Source organism: uncultured Thomasclavelia sp. (assembly GCF_944324745.1).
GTDB lineage: Bacteria > Bacillota_I > Bacilli_A > Erysipelotrichales > Coprobacillaceae > Thomasclavelia.
Genome location: NZ_CALUXO010000031.1, coordinates 1 through 19,419, shown reverse-complemented (window position 1 = coordinate 19,419; position 19,419 = coordinate 1). Strand labels below are relative to the sequence as shown.

Sequence of the window (19,419 nt, the reverse complement as noted above, 5' to 3'; positions counted from 1 at the left end):
TATACCTTGAAAAATGTAGTTTCAAGACTACACTTTTTTAGCTTGAATAAATATTAAAAACCAGGAAAAATATATTTACATATAATTCCTGGCTAAAATTTTATCATCTTAACTTAATGACATTGGTCATGAACTGCTTAATTTGCCGGAACCAATCCGACTGATTCAATAATTTGTTGTCCCTTATCACTATATATAAAGTTAAATAAATCTTTAACAGGTTGACTTTGTTCTTCAATAGTTCCCATCGTTGCCATTACAAATGGCCGCTGCAAAGAATAGCTGCCATCTTTAATCGTCGTTTCGTTAACTTCAATATCATCAATCGCTAAAGTTTTAATTGTATCATCAACAACATCTAATGACACATATCCAATCGCTCCCGGAATCGATCTGACTTTAACAACGATTGGACCCGATTCATTGACTTCATTAGCATAATCGCATTGATCTTGAATTCCTAATAATTCTTCAAAAGCACTTCGTGTACCCGAACCAGCTTCACGACCGATAACAACAATAGGCATATCATAGCCACCAACTTCTTTCCAATTGCGAATTTTTCCAGTATAAATATCAATTAGTTGTTCTCTTGTTAGATTATTAGTTGGATTATTAACATCGGTAACAATCGCAATAGCATCGATTGCTACAACATTAGATACTAATCCTTGATTTAATTCTTCTTCTTTTAAATTCCTTGAAGAATTTCCAATATCACTAGTTCCATTTAAGACAGCTTCAATTCCTGCACTGGAACCCGTAAACTGCGGTTCTAAATTTAAATTCGGATAATCATAAAGCACTCCATCTTTTAAAGCATTGACCATTTTTTCCATTGAAGTAGAACCATTTAAACTAACTTTTTGAGTTTCATCACTATTAAATGCCGATAGTCCAATTACACCAAAGCACACTGCTAAAATAACAATTGCTATTCCAATTTTTTTCATCAATATAAACCTTCCTTGTTTTTAACTTTCCACCTATAGTTTAGCAATTAAATCCACTTATTTCATTAAGATTTATCATAATTATTGTTAAAATTTCGTTAATTATGGAAATGTAATTCTAAAAAATAAAAAACTGGTGTTATCCACCAGTTAATTAAATTCAATTTTGGTAATTACCTCACTATCATCCTTGCTATTTACATATTCAATAGTGACTAAATCACCTACTTTAGCTAGCGGTAAACGATTAGATAAACTAATATCAGCAATAAAAATAGTTTCACTGCCATCTAATTTAAAATAATAGGTGCTATTACCATCGACTACTGCTTCATTAATTTCACTGATAGTTCCCGTCAGCTCAGTTGCTTCGTAATCACTAGAGTTCGTTTTTTGACCGTTTGCTTCTAATAAAGCATAATAAGCCTGCTCTGCTTCCGCTACGCTATCACCAGTAGCAACCAGCTGATAATTTTCTACACTGACAAACGCATATTTTTTTACTAATTGCGCATCATCCTTTAATGATAAAAAGTAAGTTGGCTGGCCACCAGCATTGATTAAAATTGGGAAAGTAGCTTTATATTTAAGATTTTGAACCTCACCTTCTGCTGAAGACATTGCCGAATATTCTTCAGCACCGGAAATATCATAAAACTTTCCTTCTTTAGTTCGTAAATTGATCATCGCAAACCCAACATTAGAAGCATCATTAGAAACTGATGTTAAACCAGTATATAAATAAACATCGTCATCTATAGCTACATAATTATATCCTGAAGTCGGCTGTAAAACTCCTTTTTGTGAAAATAAGGTATTAAAGAAACCATTAGTATATTTTCCATAGTTTTCTAGCTGGCTTAATACTAATGAAGATGGGAAAACTCGATCGACCCATTGAGGAACATCTTTAAGATCATAGTACTGATGTTCACCATTGATAGCATTTACTAATACCGCACCAGTAATATCTTTACCACCAAAAAGCCAGATATCATAATTATAAACTGGAGCGATCCAATAAGGAATTCCATCATCGTTGATTTCAAAAGCTAAAGCATCAAACATCATAGTTGGATAATTAGCACGTAAATGACGCTCTATTTTACGTCCAAAATGCTCAGATTTAGAATATTTCATTCCTTCATCAAGTTTAACTACTTCTGATTCCTGAGACACCATATTCACCCGAATATAAGCGGGTAGACCTTCACGACGATTAGTAAACCATTTAATAATACTGCTATATTCCAGTGGAGTTACTCGATAAGGACTATCTTGATAATTAATTTGTTCATATGATTCATCAACATCAAATTGAGAAACATAATCGACCATTTCTCCCATCTTACGATCACCTAAACGAACAGCACTATCGCGATCCACTACCGGAATTGATTGATAAGAAATCGTAGGATTATCTTGATAAAAATTTGCATCTTGATCTAACTGCAACTGTTTTTGATAACTTTTAGCATTAAATACCTCTGAACTAATAACCATTCCTAATCCTAGATATAGAACCAAAACAGGAATAAAAGATAAAGAAATTTTAGTTACTTTGGTTACTACTCCTTTTAATAAGTAATAAAGAACGTTAAAAACAGCAATTAAAACACATACATAGCCAATAAACTGCGGTGATCGAAGATTAATTGGAAATAATAGCCAGTATTCCAATAATACAGCAATTATCAAAGTAATTACTAACGCTTTGATAATTGCTCCTTTTTTTCGAGGTTTGACAACGCGAGTACCTCGAAAATTTTCGATAATCTGCTCAAAAAAATTATTGATTGTATTCATTAATAAGCTCCTTTAAATCATTAAGTAAATTATCTAATTCATCAAGACTATTCAACCGGGCCCCACTGGCTAATCGATGGCCTCCACCACGATATTTTTCAGCAACGATATTAACCGGATAATTACGTGAACGTAAGCTAACTCGCCAATTATGATCCTCTTGATTTTCAGTAATTGCCATCCAAATATAGTATTCTTCAATTCCAGACAACAAATTAACATAATCTGACCCTTTAGAACGACTAATATTTAATTCCGTCAAATTATCATTTGTCAAAATATAGTAGGCAACATGATCATCAACTTGATAATTATTTAAAATAAACCTATTAACATTTAAATCAGCCGCTTTTTTTAAATACATCGAATCATAAATCTCAGTAATCTTAATTCCCGTATCTAATAAAGCCTCAGCCGCTTTAAAAGTTCTTTGATCAGTGCTTTCATATAAAAATCTTGAAGTATCACCAATAATCCCCATATATAAAGCACTGGCACCAGCTGGAGTAATTTTTAAATCAGTATTAGTAAATAAATCCGTTACCAGTTGACTGGCCGAACTGGCCGAACTGTCAACTAAACCAATTGTTTCATATTCATCAACAACAATATGATGATCGATTTTAATAATTTCTTTACACAATTGATAATTTTGATCATCAATTCGTGGCTGATTAGCACTATCTAAAATAATAGCTAGTGTATCTTTTTGGTAATTAACCGGTTTTAATTCAAATGGTACCTGATATTTAGAAACTAATTCAGAGCTAAAATCACCACAAAGATAAATCTCTTTATCAGGATATGTTGTTTTTAATAGATCATACATTCCAAATTGACTGCCAAAAGCATCAAAATCTGGATTAACATGTCGATATAAAGCTATTTGATCGTATTCTTCTATTTTCTCGATAATTTTTTTATACATATACATAATTCCTCTTTTCTTCCATCACTATACCATATTTGACCATGATTATCAAAAAACAAGATCAAAGAGTTAAAAATAATTAATGATTAAAATATATTTCATTATTTTTAATTTCATCAATTATCTCATTTAGTGATTTTTGATGCAAATTTTCATAATTTAAAATAATTCTTGTAATATCATAATTATTTAAGATATCATAACCAGTAATTCCTTCGTTAATTTTCCAGCGGCAGATAAAATAGCCAAACCAGTAACCTATATGCATCAAATAAAAAAGTTTTGATTTTTCGTAGTCATTTATTTTATTGATCTTATTTCCAGTTTCCTGCCACATAGTTTCAATAATGTATCTAGGTGATTGGAAATACAATGAAAAATCATTTTCAAAACGTTCAAACAAGTTAGTATTAAGAAAAATTTTAATAAAAGAAAAAAGGTCATAATAGAATTCACCCACAGCATATTCAAAAACCTCGCCCATTGCCTTGGCTACTTCAAACCGTTCATATTTTAATAAATATTCTTTTTGATCAACATCTGTTTGCCCTTTTTTGATCATAAGCTGATTTAATTTTTCTATACGTTGATTAGATGTTTTTAGATACAGATCTTTACTTTGATTTAAATTAATGGTAATTGTTTGAATTTTATTTAAGCAACTAATCGATTTTTCGCTTTTTAAAACAACCTGATAATTAACTCCCAACAATTTTATATATTCAATAATATTGTTGATATTATTAAGCTCTCTAAAAAAATCATTAATAATTCCAAAATTGTCTTGATCAATCGTTGGTGCAATTAAAACATCATAGTCATCATATTGACTTAAATCCAAATTACTAAGATATTGATACCCTAAATACTGGCGATTTAAACAAACAATAGCCAGCCACTTTAAATCAAGATCAAATTGATACACTGATAAATCTGATAAATCTAATTCATATTCATGAATTTGCAAATTCCCATTCTTTTTGCAAGCCCAGCTTTTAGCTAATTCTAAATTTTCAAATAAATAAAATCCCCGACTAAAGTCACTGGATAATTTAGCCAGGTTTAAATCTGGTTTTATAAATGATTTATTTGTAGCATGATACAGTTTTATTTTCTTCATTGTCTTTTTTATTATCCTTTTATAATTAATAATTTAATATCCAGCTTATCATTAATCAATAAATAAGCTAGAAACAGATTATTATCAGTTTCTAGCTTAAATCACTTATACTTAGATATTTTTATAAATCTAAAATTCTAACTGTATCTCTAGCAATCATTACTTCTTCATTAGTTGGGATGACCATAACTTCAACTTGTGAATATTTAGAAGAAATAACTCTATTTTCTTTAGAACGGATATTATTTTTTTCTTCATCAAGATGTACTCCTAAAGCTCTAGAGCAATCATCAATGATCAAACGACGTAAATAAGCAGCATTTTCACCAACACCGGCAGTAAAAGCAATGACATCCACACCGCCAAGTTCTACAAAATAACTACCGATATATTTTGATACGATTCGCGCATATAATAAACTAGTTAATAATGCCCGATCGTCACCTTTATTAAATAAAGCATTTTCTATATCTCTTGAATCAGAAGAGATACCAGAAATACCTAACATTCCTGATTTTTTATTATAAATTTCTAACACTTCATCAGCGGTTTTATTTAGTTTTTTACATAAATAAGGCATAACTGATGGATCGACATCTCCAGTTCTAGTTCCCATCATTACCCCTGCTAAAGGAGTAAATCCCATTGAAGTATCAATACATACACCATCTTCCACAGCTGAAACACTAGCTCCATTTCCTAAATGACAAACAATAATTCTAGAATGTTTAGGATTTCCCATCATATTGATTACTGTTTGCGAAACGTATTTATGACTAGTACCGTGGGCTCCATATTTTCTTACTTTTAAATCAGTATAATATTCATATGGTAACGGATAAAGATAACGTTCTTGATCTAATGTTTGATGGAAAGCTGTATCAAAGACAAAAACATGTTCTACCCCTGGTAATGCTGCTTTAAAAGCATTGTATCCAATAATATGAGCTGGATTATGTAATGGTGCTAATTCTGCTAATTCTTCAACCTTTGCCACTACATCTTCATCAACTTTTACTGAATCACTGAAATATTCTCCACCATGAACAATTCGATGACCAACTGCATCAATTTCATTTAAATTTTGTACTACCTGGCAATCTACCAAAGCATCTAATAACAATTGTACCGCAACACTATGATCTTTAATTGGACATTCTTTTTGAAATTCTTTTCCATCATATTTCATTTCAAAATTTCCTTTTTCCTGTCCAATTCGTTCAACTATTCCTGAAGTAATTACTTCTTCACTAGGCATATTAATCAACTGAAATTTCAAAGAAGAACTTCCAGCGTTTACAGCCATTACTTTTACCATTCACATTTCCTCCTTGTTTAAAACAAATATCAATCTTATTTTACCTAAAATTGCTAGTAAACTCAATATCTTTTGGAAGCTCTTACATAAAATTTAAATTAAATTCCCGCAAAAATCCTTGTTTTAAACCAACAAAGCAAAAGTCTTAACCAAGATTATTGATTAAGACTTTCCAGTTTACAAGAATTTATTTCGATTGATTGTAATTAGATGAACTCATTTGCTTTTGGCCCATTTCCACTAAACGCTTAGTGATCTCACCACCGACAGAACCATTAGCACGAGCAGTTGTATCAGGACCTAAGTTAACACCAAATTCATTGGCAATCTCATATTTCATTTGATCAATTGCATTTTGAGCTCCAGGAACAACTAATTTGTTTTTACTAGAGTAACTTTGTGGCATTTCTTTCACCTCCTGACAGTTATATTTTGTGATGATATTTTAAAAATATACAAATATTTAAAAAAAATATAAAATAAAAACCCTAGATCAATAATCTATCTAGGGTTGATTTAATTATTTTGAACGGTTGTATCCGTTTGATGAACTCATTTGTTTTTGTCCCATTTCCACTAATCTTTTAGTGATTTCGCCACCAACAGAACCATTAGCGCGAGCAGTTGTATCAGGACCTAAGTTAACACCAAACTCATTGGCAATTTCATATTTCATTTGATCAATTGCATTTTGAGCTCCAGGAACAACTAATTTATTTTTACTTGAATAACTTTGTGACATTTTCTTTCACCTCCTGACACTTATAGCTTGTCTCAGGAGCTAAAAATTATACTTATTTTTTAAAAAATATCATCGTCTTTTTGATAATTTTGATCAACAATAATTTCTTCTTTAGTCGCTATACATTCATCAATAAGTGCATTAAAATCAAATTCGGCTTCAAAAGCTTCAGCTTTGTATGATTTTGGTTTAGTTGCCGGAGCCTTTGGAGTAAAGATCGTACAACAATCCTCATAAGGACGAATTGAAATTTCATACGTATCAATTTTAGTTGCAATATCAATAATTTCCAGTTTATCTAAACATAAAACTGGTCTAAGTACTGGTATTTTTACTACTTCATTAATTACTTGCATACTATTTAATGTCTGCGAAGCTACCTGTCCGATGCTTTCACCATTTACTAAAGCTAAACAATTATTCGCTAAAGCAACTTTTTCGCTAATTCGATACATCATTCGTCGCATTACCGTCATGGCATAGCTTTCATCACAATTATCATAAACAGCCAGTTGTAATTTAGTAAAGTTAATCATATGCACCTTAATTTTACCATGTGTATAGTGCCGTAACTTATCAACCAAGTCTAAAACTTTTTCTTTAGCTAATTCATTAGTATATGGTGGTGCGGCAAAATGAATACATTCAATATCAACACCTCTTTTTAACGTCAAATATCCAGCTACTGGCGAATCAATTCCTCCTGACATCATTAAAAGTGCTTTACCCCCAACACCAACTGGATAACCACCAGCTCCTTTGATAATATTATCCATCACATAGATTGCATCATGGCGAATTTCAACGGTAACTAAAATATCAGGATCATGAACATCAACTCTCAATTGTTTTTGAGTATGATGGAAAATATATGTGGCAATTTCCCGATTGATATCTTGTGATTTTCCTGGAAAATTTTTATCAGCCCGTTTAGTATTAATTTTAAAGGTATTTCCGGAATTTTTTTCAATTACTTCTAAAGCAGCTGCTTTAGCTAATTGCAAATCTTTATCCATCTTATAAGCAACTGAAAAAGAATATATTCCAAAAACTGTTTTCAATTTATCACAAACATCCTGATGATTAGCTCCATTTAAAATAATATACATCCGATCATGTTGTAAATCATAACTTAACTGTTTAAAATCAGCTAATATCTCTTTAGTATTTTTTAACAAACGATTAGTAAATAATTTACGATTCTTCCCTTTTGTCGTTAATTCACCAAAACGTACTAAAATATAATTTGCTTCCATTCGACCTACCTCTGTTTTTTTAATCTTTGCATACTATCTTGCAGATAATAACAAAATTTGTCAATATCTTCGCTACTAGTATGTTCACTAAAACTAATTCTTAATGCGCTAGAACTAATTTTTTCATCTAAATTTAATTGTGCCATTATCCGTGATACATTACTTGATTTTGATGAACAGGCACTCCGGGTTGATAAATAGATTTCTTTAGTGGCTAAATCATGTAAAATAACTTCCGGTTTATAACCAATACATGAAAAATTAATGATTGACGAAATGCATTTATGTTCATCACTATTAATTACAATTCCATCGATTTCAGATAAGCACTGACGACAATATTGATTGATTTTTTTTATATGTTCTGCTTTAGCATCAAAATTTTCTAACGCCAAACGCAAAGTTTTAGCAAAAACAATATTTGTACAAGCATTAGAAGTACCACCACGTAATCCAAATTCCTGTTGACCACCACTGATCAATGGAACCATAGCACAGCTACGCCGTTTAAAAAGAATTCCACTTCCTTTAAGTCCATATATTTTATGGGCTGAAAACGAAGCTAAATCAACATTATTTAAGTCTATTGGCATTTTTCCTAAAGCCTGAACCATATCAAAATGCAATTTGATTTTTTCATGTTTTTTCACAATTCGTTTTATTTCTTCAATAGGGTTAATTACGCCTATTTCATTATTTACTGCCATAATAGAAACTAAAATAGTATCTTCACGAATACTTTGTTCTAGCTCTTTTAAAGAAATACATCCACTTTGATCAACTTTTAAATAAGTAATTTCAAATCCAAATACTTTTTCCAATTCCTGACAAGTTTCATAAACTGATGAATGTTCAATTGCTGTAGTAATTATATGTTTTCCACGATTTTGATATTGAAAAGCTGTTCCTTTAATAGCCATATTATTGGCCTCACTACCACAGCTGGTAAAGATGATTTCATCTTCTTTTACTTTAAATGATTGACTGATTAATTGTCTTGAATGTTCCATTAAACGATTTACTTCAATCCCTTTATCATACATTGAATCAGCATTGAAAAAATATTTTTGTAATAAATTATGATAAGTATTTAAAACCTCTGGATTCACTGGTGTTGTAGCTACATAATCTAAATATATCATTTTTACCCCCTACATTATTATACGTAATGAAAACACAAAGTTTTCACTTTGTGTCACTTTGATTAATTAACATTTCATAAGAACCTGGTTTGATTTTTTCAATAATATCAACTGCTGTCGTTAACGCTTTAGTATATTCACCATTACGATATAACAGCTCCGCTTTAGTCAATTCAGTATTTACTTCTAAAAAAGATGAACGGAAACGATTTCCATAAACAATAGCATCTTCAACCATATCAGCAGTCACAATCAAATTATGAACATTATCATAAAGTTTATAAATAACATCACGAGCAGCATCAACTTGAATTGATAAACGGTTTAAATCAATTGGACGATGCCGAATAAATTTTAAAATTTCTTCAGCTTTTTGATAAGAATCATTAATATAATCCTTATACGATTCATTGATCATTGGTAAATGCTTATTTTTTATTTCAGATTTAATTTCTAATAAAACAATATTAATATTTTCTAATTCATCTAAAGCCCGTTTTTCCTCTAATCTTAACGAATTTTCTAATTCAGTATATTTATCAAGAATTTCATCAAATGGTTTACAACGCTCAATTAAGGAATTTAAATCATTGATCATGGCACTATATGAAAAATCTTTACTTTCAATTATTTGCGTTAATTTAGAAAGGTCATCTAATATAGGTTTAAACTGTTCGTAATCCTCTTTTACAGTAATATTATAATCAGTCAATAAATAATTATGCTGTAATTCATCAAAAGATGCAATCGTATTTCGCAAACCTTCATCTAAATGACCAATATGTTTATAACAGTTATTGCGAATTTCTTCATATTGATTATAAGCATTTTCTTCTTTTTCAAAATCAGTGTTAAGACTATTGATATCATCGGTCATGGTTTCAATTGCATCACCAACGTTTTCCAGCTCTAGATTTTTTATTGCTTTAATAGTTTTTTCTAAATCAGTATGAATAATATTATATCTAACTGTCGTATCCAATTTTTCAACTGAAAAGTTTCTTTCTTGCATATCTCTAATTTTTTGATTGATTTCTTCTAATCTTTTAGGGATATATTTACGAACAATCGAAATATAAGTTGGTAAATCTCGAATATAAGAACTTAGTAAATCTACATCATGATCAATACTATTTGTAGATACTTTTGCATCATCAAAACGTTGTGAATTCATCAAGGCTTCTAATTCCACAAAGCGTTGATCAATATCTTCAATCATGGCAGGAATAGCTGGAACATAGTCTTCAATTTTAAAGCGAACCGCAGCATAATCATCATTAACTTTTCGAAATTTCTCTTTAACTTTGATAATTGCGACTCTTTGAATATTTTCAATTTCGGTAATTACTTCAATTTCTTTTAATAAAACTTTGGCCCGTTTTTCATAATCTTCAATTAGACCTTTTAATCGTGCTACGTCTTTCTTTACCCCTTTTAACTTACGATAAAACAACCGTTCATCGATATTGTTCCATAATGGTGCAATTTCATTGTTTTGTAACTCCAATAATTGACAAAACTCTTCATCAAACTCTTCATATTTTTCCATCACATCTGGCATGTTTTTACCAATTGATTTTATTCGTCCTAATCGATATTGAATTGGAAGTGTTTTAATTGCATTCATATCATTTTCTAAATCAACGATTGCTTTACGATATTTTTTTAGATTTATCATCCAATAGATCAAAATTGCCAAAATAACTACTAATAACGTTACTCCAGCAATAATAACATTAGTCGCACCAAAATAATTAATTATATTATCTAAAAAGTCCATTATACATCCCTCTTCTTTAACTCTTACTTATTAAAGTATAACACAACGACCATATGATGTCTAAGTAATATCAAAGAAGATTTTAATTTTCTTAAGAAATTATTTATCAGTAGAACTACCCTCTAATTTGACATTTGCGATTATCATGGCTATTACTAATAAAACCATCGCCATAAACCGTGATAGATCAAACTGTTCTTGTAATAATAAAGACCCAATATAAGTAAATACAGGATTTAAGCCCAATAAAAAACTAGCTTTTACGCTGCCAATTTCTAATAACGCTTTGAAATAAATAATTTGGATGATGGCAAAACCAATTCCAGAAAACACCACAAATAAAATCCATAATAATAGAGAAATCTGATCTAATTGATTATTTGCTGGTATTATAAGCGTAAGAAATAATAATTGAATAGCAGCAAATAATTGATAATATAATGTAAATGGTAAATTATCATCTGTTTTAAAATGATGTTGAATAATTAAATTACCACTACAATATAATGTTACCCCACTGATCATTAATAAATGACCCCAGGAAAGCCTAAAAAAATTAAAATTTATCGAAACGCTAAAAGCTAAACAGGCAATCAAAAGTGCTATCATTTGATTTTTTGAAATTGATTGTTTAAAAAAGATTCTTGCTAATACAATGGTAATCAATGGTGCTAATGAATTAATGATGGCATTAAAACTACCACTGATTAAATTTAATCCTGCAAAAGTCAAAATAAAATTTAAGGTAATAGAAAATAATGATACTATTAGTGTCAATTTAAAAGGATATCTTTTTAAATTAATTTGTTTATATTTGATAATAAAAAAAATAGCAGCCATCGATAATAATATTTTTAAAAAGGCTAAAAAAATTGAGGATGTATATTCTAGCATGTATCTCATGACTAAAACATTACTTCCCCATAAAAAGCTCGCAAAAACAAGCCATAAATATAACATAATTATCACCAGTAATTATTATGGGCTGCTTTAAAAAAAATATAAGAAAAAGTTAAAAACTTTTTCTTAACTGCACTCATCAATAATTTTTTGACGATCTTGTTTTAATTGTTCAACCAAATCAGCTACTGAGGCAAATTTTTGTTCCTGACGAATTCGTTTTAAAAAAATCACTTTAGCCTTTTTGCCATAAACATCCTGGTCAAAATCAAAAATATTTACTTCTAAAGAAATCTGTTTTAAAGCTGTAAAAGTTGGATTATAGCCAATATTAGCCATTCCCAAATATTCCTTACCATCGATTATAACTTTTGCCCCATAAACGCCACCTTTTGGTAAAACATATTCATCAGCTGCAACATTAATAGTTGGAAAGCCAATTTTATGCCCATTTTTTCGTCCATGAATAATTAAGCCCGAAACCTGATAGCAACGATTTAATAACTGATTAGCCAATTCAACATTACCTTCAGTCAATAAATCACGAATCAATGAAGAAGATATTTTATGATGCTGATATTCTAGCTTATCAACTACACTAACCTGATAACGATCCTGTTTTAATTCATTTAATAACTCACTATCTCCTTTACCATGATAACCAAAATGAAAATCATAACCACAAACAACATGTTTAATACTATTTTTAACGATAAAGTTTTCAATGAATGCTTCAGGGGCAATTTGAGATATTTGATCATTAAATTTGATTACTAATAAATAATCAAATTCAGCTTGTTGTAAAAATTCAATTTTATCATTAAGACTCATTAAATAACGAAATGGCTGTTTTGATAAATAAGCTTTAGGTTGGCTATCAAAAGTTAATAAGCCTTTCTTTAATCCCTTTTTTTTACTAACATTAATTACTTCATTAATTAATTTTAAATGACCTAGATGCATCCCATCAAAAAAACCTAAAGCTACGCAACTAGGCTGTAATTCGATATTACTTTGTTCATTGATATAAATAATTTCCATTACCATAACCCTCGTATATTCTTTAAATATCCATTTCCATCAGGACCATAAATTGCCAGTAGCTTACCAGCTTGATTATAAATTGCAGTTTGCCCTGTTAAATCAGATTTAATTTTTTTGCCATGATATACAATCTTTTCATCATTAATTACTAGTTTAGGATAATCACTCAAAGCCTCTTCAATTGATAATAGTTGGTATTCATCATGTTCAATTTGTTCTAAAGTATAACTCTTTTCTAAAGAAAAAATCCCAGACCTACTTCTAATTAAATCGCTCATATGCCCTGGATATCCTAATTTTTTAGCAATATCAACACATAAAGAACGAATATAAGTTCCTTTAGAACAACTAACTTTAAATTGAATCAAATCGTTTTCCTGTTTAATAAAATCAATTTTATTAATTTCAATCTTTCGTTCTTTAATCTCTACATCTTCATTATTTCTAGCATATTCATATAATTTTTTACCATTGACCTTAATTGCTGAATAAATCGGTGGTAACTGTTTTTGAACACCTAAAAAACTAGCTAAACATTCTTTAACGGTAGCCTCACTTACACCTAGATATTCTTTAGTTGCTACAATATTACCACTAGCATCATAACTATCAGTAGCAATCCCTAATTTTAAAGTTGCGATATATTCTTTACTATCACTAGTTAAAAATTGCAAAACCTTAGTTGCTTTATTAACAACAACAACTAAAACACCAGTAGCATCTGGATCTAATGTTCCACAATGTCCTACTTTTTTAGTCTTAAATTTCTTTCTGATTAAATTGACAACATCATGACTAGTCATCCCTTTAGGTTTATTTACTATTAAAATTCCATCCATTATATCACCGACAATCATTTTACCTATTCTTTAATTAAAAATCAAATTATTTATCAATAATCTAAAAAGGATATCGATATTTCCTTTACTTAAAGTGAAATTTTTTATAGAATATTCACGGTGATTAAAATGACAATGAAAAAAGTACTTGGCTGTATTCGTAAAGCCGATGAGGAATTCAACTTAATACAAGATGGTGATAAAATCTGTGTTGGTGTTTCTGGTGGTAAAGATTCAACTTTATTATTATATTGTTTAACATTATATAAAAAGTTTGCCACGGTAAAATTTGATGTAATTGGCGTTCATATTGAAATGGGATTTCCTGATATGGACTTTAGTGAAGTTGATCGCTTTTGCCAAAAAAATCAAATTGAACTATATCATGAACCAAGCGATGTTTATGAAATCTTAAAACGTAATAAAACCGCTGATGGTCGTTTACAATGCTCATTGTGTTCAAAATTTAAAAAAGCTTTGGTCATTGATGGAGCTAAAAAATATAATTGTAACAAAGTTGCTTTTGCACATCATGGTGATGATGCAATCGAAACATTGTTTATGAATATGATCTATGGTGGTAAAATTGCCACCTTCGCTCCTAAAATGTATTTAACGAGAACCGAGATGAATTTTATTCGTCCTTTAGTCTATGCCTATGAATCTGATATTATCAGTGCTGTCAGTGAGGCTAATATACCAGTTGTTGTTTCAACCTGCCCAGCAGATAAACATACTAAACGCGAAGAGTTTAAACAATTATTAAATAATCTCTATCAAACTTATCCTCAAGCCCAAGGTAATCTATTAACGAGCTTATCTAATGAAAAGAACACCTTATTGTGGCATAAAACACCAAGAAACAAAAAATAATCCAGGTCATTCTGGATTATTTTCATATAATTTTTTATAATTGATTGCAATTAGTGAAGCATAGAAATTAATTAATAAATTAGAGGCAAAATTATATTCTTTATCTAAATAAATATTGCGATAAACAAAATCATAATCATTGACAGCAATCGTAGTAATAAAATATATCCTAGGTGGATTATATTTGGCAATAATATTTTTACGCGACAAAACTTTTTCAAAAAAAGTTCCGGTTGCCGAAAAAACAATAATCAAATCTTTTTCTGTCGCATTTTTAAAAACTTCATTAATTTGTTTAGGATCCATTAAAGCCCGCGTAAATTTTTTAAATGACATTAAATCATTTGCTAGAGAAATAGCAATCGCTGATGATTGTTGTAATCCCATAAAATAAACCCGCTGATAATTTTTAATATCGGTAGTAATTTGATCTAATAAATAACGATCAAGATGTTTTTTTAATGATTTAATTTTTTCATCGGTTTCATTAATAAAATTAATGATATCATCATTACTAGTTTGTTTAAAAGTATATTTTTTTAAAATCGTTCGTCCTGGTTTATAACTTCTAATTAAAAGTTTTAATGATAAAAAATCTTCTAAACCAATATAACGACAAAAACGACTAATTGATGCTTTAGAAACATTACATGCTTTAGCCAGCTCTACTGTTGAAATATCTTCTAATTTATGACTATTTCTAATAATATAATCTGCAATAATATAATTAGTTGAACCCGGATCTTCTTTTTCGATTACTGCAAATAATATACTAGATAGATCCATCTTCATCACCTCTAATAAATGATACCATAATTTATCAAAAATAAAAATCTTAGGATATCCTAAGATTTTTTATTCAAGATACTCGCACCATTAGTTGTAATTACTTCTTTATACCAATCATAACTATTTTTCTTAACTCTCTTTAAAGTACCACTACCATCATTAAAACGATCAACGTAAACAAAACCATAACGTTTTTTCATTTCACCAGTTCCCGCGGAAACTACATCAATTGGTCCCCAATATAAATAACCCATTACTTCAACACCATCAAGGACTGCTTCATAGACGTATTTTAGATGATCTTCAATATATTGAATTCTATCTGGATCATCAATTTTACCATTTTCATCTAAATGTTCATCTAAACCAATTCCATTTTCAACAATAAATAATGGTAAATGATAACGATCATATAAGACATTTAAAACATAACGAATTCCTTTAGGATCAATTGGCCAACACCATGGCTCTGGAGAACATCCGGTCAAATAAGGATTTTCTTTTCCAGCTAAACCACCAGTATCTTGTGACATCGCAGTTTCTTTATCATAAGTTGAAGAGCGATAATAACTAAATGAGAAGAAATCAACGGTATAATCCTTGATCAATTGTAATTCTTGATCATCCATTACTGGAGTACAATCATGTTCTTTCCAAATACGTTTTACATATCCAGGAATGATCCCTAAACAAAAGGCATCTCCAAAGTAAAAATTAGAGTTTCTTGTTGCTTCATATGCACCAAAAACATTATCAGGATCACAATTATATGGATAAGTAGCTACTGAGGAACTAGTAAGCATACATCCAACTTTAGCTTCAGGATCTATCTCACGGCATAATTTTACTGTCCAAGCATTAGCAACACAAATATTATAATACCCCTGCCATTTTTCTTTTTCAGTAATTGATCCAATTGGATCATTTTTATCAGCTGGATTTAATGATAATAGCCCTCCAGCTACTAAAGGATTACGCATCATATTATTTACTTCATTAAAAGTCAACCAATATTTAACTTTTCCTTTATAACGATTGAAAACAGTTGTAACATAGCGGTTCCAGAACTCGATTAATTGATGATTGCTCCAACCTCCATATTCAGTTAATAAATGTAATGGTGTTTCATAGTGGCTTAATGTAATGACTGGTTCCATTTTTAATTCCAGCATTTTATCAATTAAACGATCATAAAATTTTAAACCAGCTTCATTTGGTGTCGTTTCATCACCATTTGGAAAAATCCGCCCCCAGGCAATTGAAGTTCTAAAACAGTTAAATCCCATTCCAGCCATTAACTCTAAATCTTCTTCATAACGATGATAAAAATCAATAGCTTCATGAGATAAATAAACTTTATTTTTATCTAAAGCCATTTCCCATTTATTAGTTGTTTCATTCCATTTTAAACCAGGATCCTTAGAACCAATTCCAACCATGATATCAGTAACATTTGGTTCTTTGCCATCTTCTAGCCAGGCTCCTTCACATTGATTGGCAGCTACAGCCCCACCCCATAAAAAATCTTTTGAAAATTGTTTCATGTAATTAATACCTCCTTGATATTACCATAGCATATTTTATCTTCAAAAGTTTGTTTGTTTCATATTTTGATACAAAAAAATAAAAGTCATTGTTATGACTTTTATTGATGTTTAATTACAAAATAATTCTTTTTTCCACGACGAACAACTGTTGCTTCATGTCCAAAAGCTTTTTCTCTAGTTACCACAAAATCAACATCTTTAATTCGTTCCCCATTAATTAAAACTGAGCCACCATTGACAAATTCACGAGCTTCACGTTTACTTTTAGCTGCCCCACAAGTTATTAAAGCATCTAAGATATTTAAATCTCCAGTCACTTCTACACTAGGCACTCCCGCAAAACATTCTTTAACCTGTTCTAAAGTTAAAGCTTGAATCTGTCCTGAAAATAACATTTTTGAAATATTTAATGCTTCTTCATAGGCTTCTTTTCCATGTAAGAAAGTAATTACTTCACGAGCTAGTGCCTGATGGGCTTCACGTTTATGTGGCTGTGTTTTATTCTTTTCTTCTAATTCCATAATTTCTTCTGGAGTCAAGAAAGTTAAGAATTTTAAATAGTCAATTACTTTATCATCTTCTGAATTAATGAAGAACTGATACATTTCATATGGAGATGTTTTTTTACGATCTAACCAGATAGCTTTTCCATTGGTTTTACCAAATTTAGTTCCGTCACTTTTAGTAAGTAATGGCATTGTAAATCCATAAGCTTCTTTTCCATCTTTTTTTCTAATCAATTCGATTCCAGCCGTAATATTTCCCCATTGATCTTGACCAGCAACCTGCATAACACAATTTTTGTTGTTATAAAGCCATTCAAAATCAAGGGCCTGCATGATCATGTAAGAAAATTCAGTATAAGTAATCCCGGCATCCAAACGACGTTTTACGATATCTTTATTTAACATATAATTAACGTTAAAATATTTTCCATAATCTCTTAAAAAGTCAATAAAATTAATATCTTTAGACCAATCGTAGTTATTAACGACCTCAAAACCAAAAATATCCTGAGCCTGCTTTTTTAAACAATTAAAATTGTGTTCAACTGTTTCTTTAGTAATCATTGGACGTTCCGTATCTGGTTTTGGATCACCAATTAATCCAGTTGCCCCTCCAACTAATAAAATCGGATTATGTCCGGCTTCTTTTAAACGTTTAGAAATTAAAAATGATGAAAAATGTCCAATATGTAAACTATCACCAGTTGGATCAGTACCAATATAAAAAGTCATGCCACCATTATTTAATTTCTCAGCTAAATCTGGTGAACTAACATCTTTAATCAATCCACGCCAAACTAATTCATCATAAATTTTCATTCTTATTCCTCCAATATTTTATAAAATAAAAAGAGATTTCATCCTAAAGGACGAAATCTCGCGGTACCACCTTTATTCATACATATAATGTATGCTCTCAATATTGATAACGGAATTACCCGTCTAGACTTTTCACCTAGAAACTCCAGAGTGTATTCATCAGTAGTACATCCTTGTTTCCACCAGCCACAAGGTCTCTTAAATGCCTGTTTTGATTACTATTTTCCTTCAACGTCGTAATATGATTATATGATAAATAAAAACTTAAGTCAACCAGAATGAAAAATTAAGCAATATTAAATATTAATATTAGTGGTTATTTGTTATAATTAAAATATAAAGGAGGGAACGTATATGATCATAACAACTACAAATTCAATTGAAGGGAAAAAAATTGTTGAATACCATGGTATTGTTTTTGGTGAAGTAATTTCAGGTGTTGATTTCATTAAAGATTTTGGTGCCGGATTACGAAACTTTTTTGGCGGTCGTTCTAAAGGATATGAAGATGAATTACTGGCATGTCGCAGTGAAGCGCTTCAAGAAATGGAACAACGTGCTCAAGAATTAGGTGCTAATGCCGTTATAGGCGTAGATATCGATTATGAAATGCTAGGAGCTGGAAATAATATGATGATGGTAACTGCCAGTGGTACTGCTGTTTATATTGAATAAAATTAATACAGATAGTAAAAATGATAAAACACCCATAAAGCTATTTAGCTTTATGGGATCTTTTTATCAGCAAATAAATAATAAAATAATTAAACATATTAATCAATATTACTAGCAAAACAATTATTATCCCATTAATTAATAGAGCCCGATTAATCGTTATAAAGCCAAAATCATTTATTAAAACATTGGCAAATAATAAGTTACTGGCGACAATAACATGACTGTCACTAAATCCATAAATCAATGATGATAACAAATAAAAACATAATAATGGCAAAATTATAATCAAACAACTGATAATCATACTTACTAAACATTTGACAAAACAAATGGTATAAAGATGATAATTTAAAGTCAGAAGATAATGATCGGTCTT

Annotated in this window: 19 protein-coding genes and 1 other annotated feature; of the genes, 2 read left to right on the top strand and 17 right to left on the bottom strand. The window is 30.0% G+C overall.

Features of this window, described 5'->3' with window-relative positions; translation table 11 throughout:
• Positions 1–137: 137 nt before the first annotated feature.
• The 13 genes from Q0K54_RS03335 to truB all read right to left on the bottom strand — a co-directional run bounded on the left by Q0K54_RS03335 (position 138) and on the right by truB (position 13,831).
• Complete coding sequence (locus Q0K54_RS03335; protein ID WP_294578437.1) at positions 138–953, bottom strand: phosphate ABC transporter substrate-binding protein; 816 nt, start codon at positions 951–953, stop codon at positions 138–140.
• 150 nt (positions 954–1,103) lie between these two features.
• On the bottom strand, positions 1,104–2,759 hold the full coding sequence (locus Q0K54_RS03330) for a CvpA family protein (RefSeq protein ID WP_294578436.1): 1,656 nt from the start codon (positions 2,757–2,759) through the stop codon (positions 1,104–1,106).
• Positions 2,743–3,687 carry a bifunctional oligoribonuclease/PAP phosphatase NrnA gene (locus Q0K54_RS03325; protein ID WP_294578435.1) on the bottom strand — a complete coding sequence of 315 codons (945 nt, stop codon included), beginning with the start codon at positions 3,685–3,687 and terminating at the stop codon, positions 2,743–2,745. The genes Q0K54_RS03330 and Q0K54_RS03325 overlap by 17 nt, the downstream gene beginning before the upstream one ends.
• An 82-nt stretch (positions 3,688–3,769) precedes the next feature.
• Complete coding sequence (locus tag Q0K54_RS03320; protein WP_294578434.1) at positions 3,770–4,810, bottom strand: DUF3990 domain-containing protein; 1,041 nt, start codon at positions 4,808–4,810, stop codon at positions 3,770–3,772.
• 121 nt (positions 4,811–4,931) lie between these two features.
• Positions 4,932–6,128 (bottom strand): acetate/propionate family kinase, encoded by a 1,197-nt coding sequence (locus tag Q0K54_RS03315; protein WP_294578433.1) that lies wholly within the window; start codon positions 6,126–6,128, stop codon positions 4,932–4,934.
• Positions 6,129–6,315: 187 nt separating this feature from the next.
• Positions 6,316–6,534 carry an alpha/beta-type small acid-soluble spore protein gene (locus Q0K54_RS03310; RefSeq protein WP_294578432.1) on the bottom strand — a complete coding sequence of 73 codons (219 nt, stop codon included), beginning with the start codon at positions 6,532–6,534 and terminating at the stop codon, positions 6,316–6,318.
• Between the two features lie 114 nt (positions 6,535–6,648).
• The gene (locus tag Q0K54_RS03305; protein ID WP_294578431.1) at positions 6,649–6,870 is read right to left on the bottom strand and encodes an alpha/beta-type small acid-soluble spore protein; all 222 of its coding nucleotides are present in this window, start codon (positions 6,868–6,870) and stop codon (positions 6,649–6,651) included.
• A 59-nt stretch (positions 6,871–6,929) separates the two neighbouring features.
• On the bottom strand, positions 6,930–8,126 hold the full coding sequence (gene thiI, locus Q0K54_RS03300; RefSeq protein ID WP_294578430.1) for a tRNA uracil 4-sulfurtransferase ThiI: 1,197 nt from the start codon (positions 8,124–8,126) through the stop codon (positions 6,930–6,932).
• Between the two features lie 5 nt (positions 8,127–8,131).
• On the bottom strand, positions 8,132–9,268 hold the full coding sequence (locus tag Q0K54_RS03295) for a cysteine desulfurase family protein (protein WP_294578429.1): 1,137 nt from the start codon (positions 9,266–9,268) through the stop codon (positions 8,132–8,134).
• Between the two features lie 43 nt (positions 9,269–9,311).
• On the bottom strand, positions 9,312–11,048 hold the full coding sequence (locus tag Q0K54_RS03290; protein WP_294578428.1) for a septation ring formation regulator EzrA: 1,737 nt from the start codon (positions 11,046–11,048) through the stop codon (positions 9,312–9,314).
• 99 nt (positions 11,049–11,147) lie between these two features.
• Entirely contained in the window at positions 11,148–12,008 is an 861-nt protein-coding gene (locus Q0K54_RS03285) for a DMT family transporter (protein WP_294578427.1), read from the bottom strand.
• A 66-nt stretch (positions 12,009–12,074) separates the two neighbouring features.
• A complete protein-coding gene (locus tag Q0K54_RS03280; protein WP_294578426.1) occupies positions 12,075–12,989 on the bottom strand; it encodes a bifunctional riboflavin kinase/FAD synthetase in 915 nt (304 codons plus the stop codon).
• Entirely contained in the window at positions 12,989–13,831 is an 843-nt protein-coding gene (truB, locus tag Q0K54_RS03275) for a tRNA pseudouridine(55) synthase TruB (RefSeq protein WP_294578425.1), read from the bottom strand. The genes Q0K54_RS03280 and truB overlap by 1 nt, the downstream gene beginning before the upstream one ends.
• A 129-nt stretch (positions 13,832–13,960) precedes the next feature.
• On the opposite strand from truB, the gene Q0K54_RS03270 reads away from it, so the two are divergent.
• The gene (locus Q0K54_RS03270) at positions 13,961–14,704 is read left to right on the top strand and encodes an ATP-binding protein (RefSeq protein ID WP_294578424.1); all 744 of its coding nucleotides are present in this window, start codon (positions 13,961–13,963) and stop codon (positions 14,702–14,704) included.
• Positions 14,705–14,710: 6 nt separating this feature from the next.
• Here the strand turns inward: Q0K54_RS03270 and Q0K54_RS03265 are convergent, their stop codons facing one another.
• The 3 genes from Q0K54_RS03265 to tyrS form a co-directional block, all read right to left on the bottom strand.
• Complete coding sequence (locus Q0K54_RS03265; RefSeq protein ID WP_294578423.1) at positions 14,711–15,490, bottom strand: MurR/RpiR family transcriptional regulator; 780 nt, start codon at positions 15,488–15,490, stop codon at positions 14,711–14,713.
• Positions 15,491–15,549: 59 nt separating this feature from the next.
• Positions 15,550–17,037, bottom strand: coding sequence for a glycoside hydrolase family 1 protein (locus tag Q0K54_RS03260; RefSeq protein WP_294578422.1), 1,488 nt, complete (start codon positions 17,035–17,037; stop codon positions 15,550–15,552).
• Positions 17,038–17,138: 101 nt separating this feature from the next.
• Positions 17,139–18,365 carry a tyrosine--tRNA ligase gene (gene tyrS, locus Q0K54_RS03255; RefSeq protein WP_294578421.1) on the bottom strand — a complete coding sequence of 409 codons (1,227 nt, stop codon included), beginning with the start codon at positions 18,363–18,365 and terminating at the stop codon, positions 17,139–17,141.
• 43 nt (positions 18,366–18,408) lie between these two features.
• Positions 18,409–18,606, bottom strand: a binding site (T-box leader).
• A gap of 113 nt (positions 18,607–18,719) precedes the next feature.
• On the opposite strand from tyrS, the gene Q0K54_RS03250 reads away from it, so the two are divergent.
• Complete coding sequence (locus tag Q0K54_RS03250; protein ID WP_294578420.1) at positions 18,720–19,040, top strand: putative heavy metal-binding protein; 321 nt, start codon at positions 18,720–18,722, stop codon at positions 19,038–19,040.
• Positions 19,041–19,080: 40 nt separating this feature from the next.
• Here the strand turns inward: Q0K54_RS03250 and Q0K54_RS03245 are convergent.
• Positions 19,081–19,419, bottom strand: a 339-nt coding sequence (locus tag Q0K54_RS03245; RefSeq protein WP_294578419.1) for a hypothetical protein, incomplete at its 5' end; no start/stop codon positions are given.

Excerpts from the sequence above, each read along its gene's own strand:
- Q0K54_RS03335 (WP_294578437.1), bottom strand. The coding sequence starts at position 953 with ATGAAAAAAATTGGAATAGCAATTGTTATTTTAGCAGTGTGCTTTGGT.
- Q0K54_RS03330 (WP_294578436.1), bottom strand. The coding sequence starts at position 2,759 with ATGAATACAATCAATAATTTTTTTGAGCAGATTATCGAAAATTTTCGA.
- Q0K54_RS03325 (WP_294578435.1), bottom strand. The coding sequence starts at position 3,687 with ATGTATAAAAAAATTATCGAGAAAATAGAAGAATACGATCAAATAGCT.
- Q0K54_RS03320 (WP_294578434.1), bottom strand. The coding sequence starts at position 4,810 with ATGAAGAAAATAAAACTGTATCATGCTACAAATAAATCATTTATAAAA.
- Q0K54_RS03315 (WP_294578433.1), bottom strand. The coding sequence starts at position 6,128 with ATGGTAAAAGTAATGGCTGTAAACGCTGGAAGTTCTTCTTTGAAATTT.
- Q0K54_RS03310 (WP_294578432.1), bottom strand. The coding sequence starts at position 6,534 with ATGCCACAAAGTTACTCTAGTAAAAACAAATTAGTTGTTCCTGGAGCT.
- Q0K54_RS03305 (WP_294578431.1), bottom strand. The coding sequence starts at position 6,870 with ATGTCACAAAGTTATTCAAGTAAAAATAAATTAGTTGTTCCTGGAGCT.
- thiI (WP_294578430.1), bottom strand. The coding sequence starts at position 8,126 with ATGGAAGCAAATTATATTTTAGTACGTTTTGGTGAATTAACGACAAAA.
- Q0K54_RS03295 (WP_294578429.1), bottom strand. The coding sequence starts at position 9,268 with ATGATATATTTAGATTATGTAGCTACAACACCAGTGAATCCAGAGGTT.
- Q0K54_RS03290 (WP_294578428.1), bottom strand. The coding sequence starts at position 11,048 with ATGGACTTTTTAGATAATATAATTAATTATTTTGGTGCGACTAATGTT.
- Q0K54_RS03285 (WP_294578427.1), bottom strand. The coding sequence starts at position 12,008 with ATGTTATATTTATGGCTTGTTTTTGCGAGCTTTTTATGGGGAAGTAAT.
- Q0K54_RS03280 (WP_294578426.1), bottom strand. The coding sequence starts at position 12,989 with ATGGAAATTATTTATATCAATGAACAAAGTAATATCGAATTACAGCCT.
- truB (WP_294578425.1), bottom strand. The coding sequence starts at position 13,831 with ATGGATGGAATTTTAATAGTAAATAAACCTAAAGGGATGACTAGTCAT.
- Q0K54_RS03270 (WP_294578424.1), top strand. The coding sequence starts at position 13,961 with ATGACAATGAAAAAAGTACTTGGCTGTATTCGTAAAGCCGATGAGGAA.
- Q0K54_RS03265 (WP_294578423.1), bottom strand. The coding sequence starts at position 15,490 with ATGGATCTATCTAGTATATTATTTGCAGTAATCGAAAAAGAAGATCCG.
- Q0K54_RS03260 (WP_294578422.1), bottom strand. The coding sequence starts at position 17,037 with ATGAAACAATTTTCAAAAGATTTTTTATGGGGTGGGGCTGTAGCTGCC.
- tyrS (WP_294578421.1), bottom strand. The coding sequence starts at position 18,365 with ATGAAAATTTATGATGAATTAGTTTGGCGTGGATTGATTAAAGATGTT.
- Q0K54_RS03250 (WP_294578420.1), top strand. The coding sequence starts at position 18,720 with ATGATCATAACAACTACAAATTCAATTGAAGGGAAAAAAATTGTTGAA.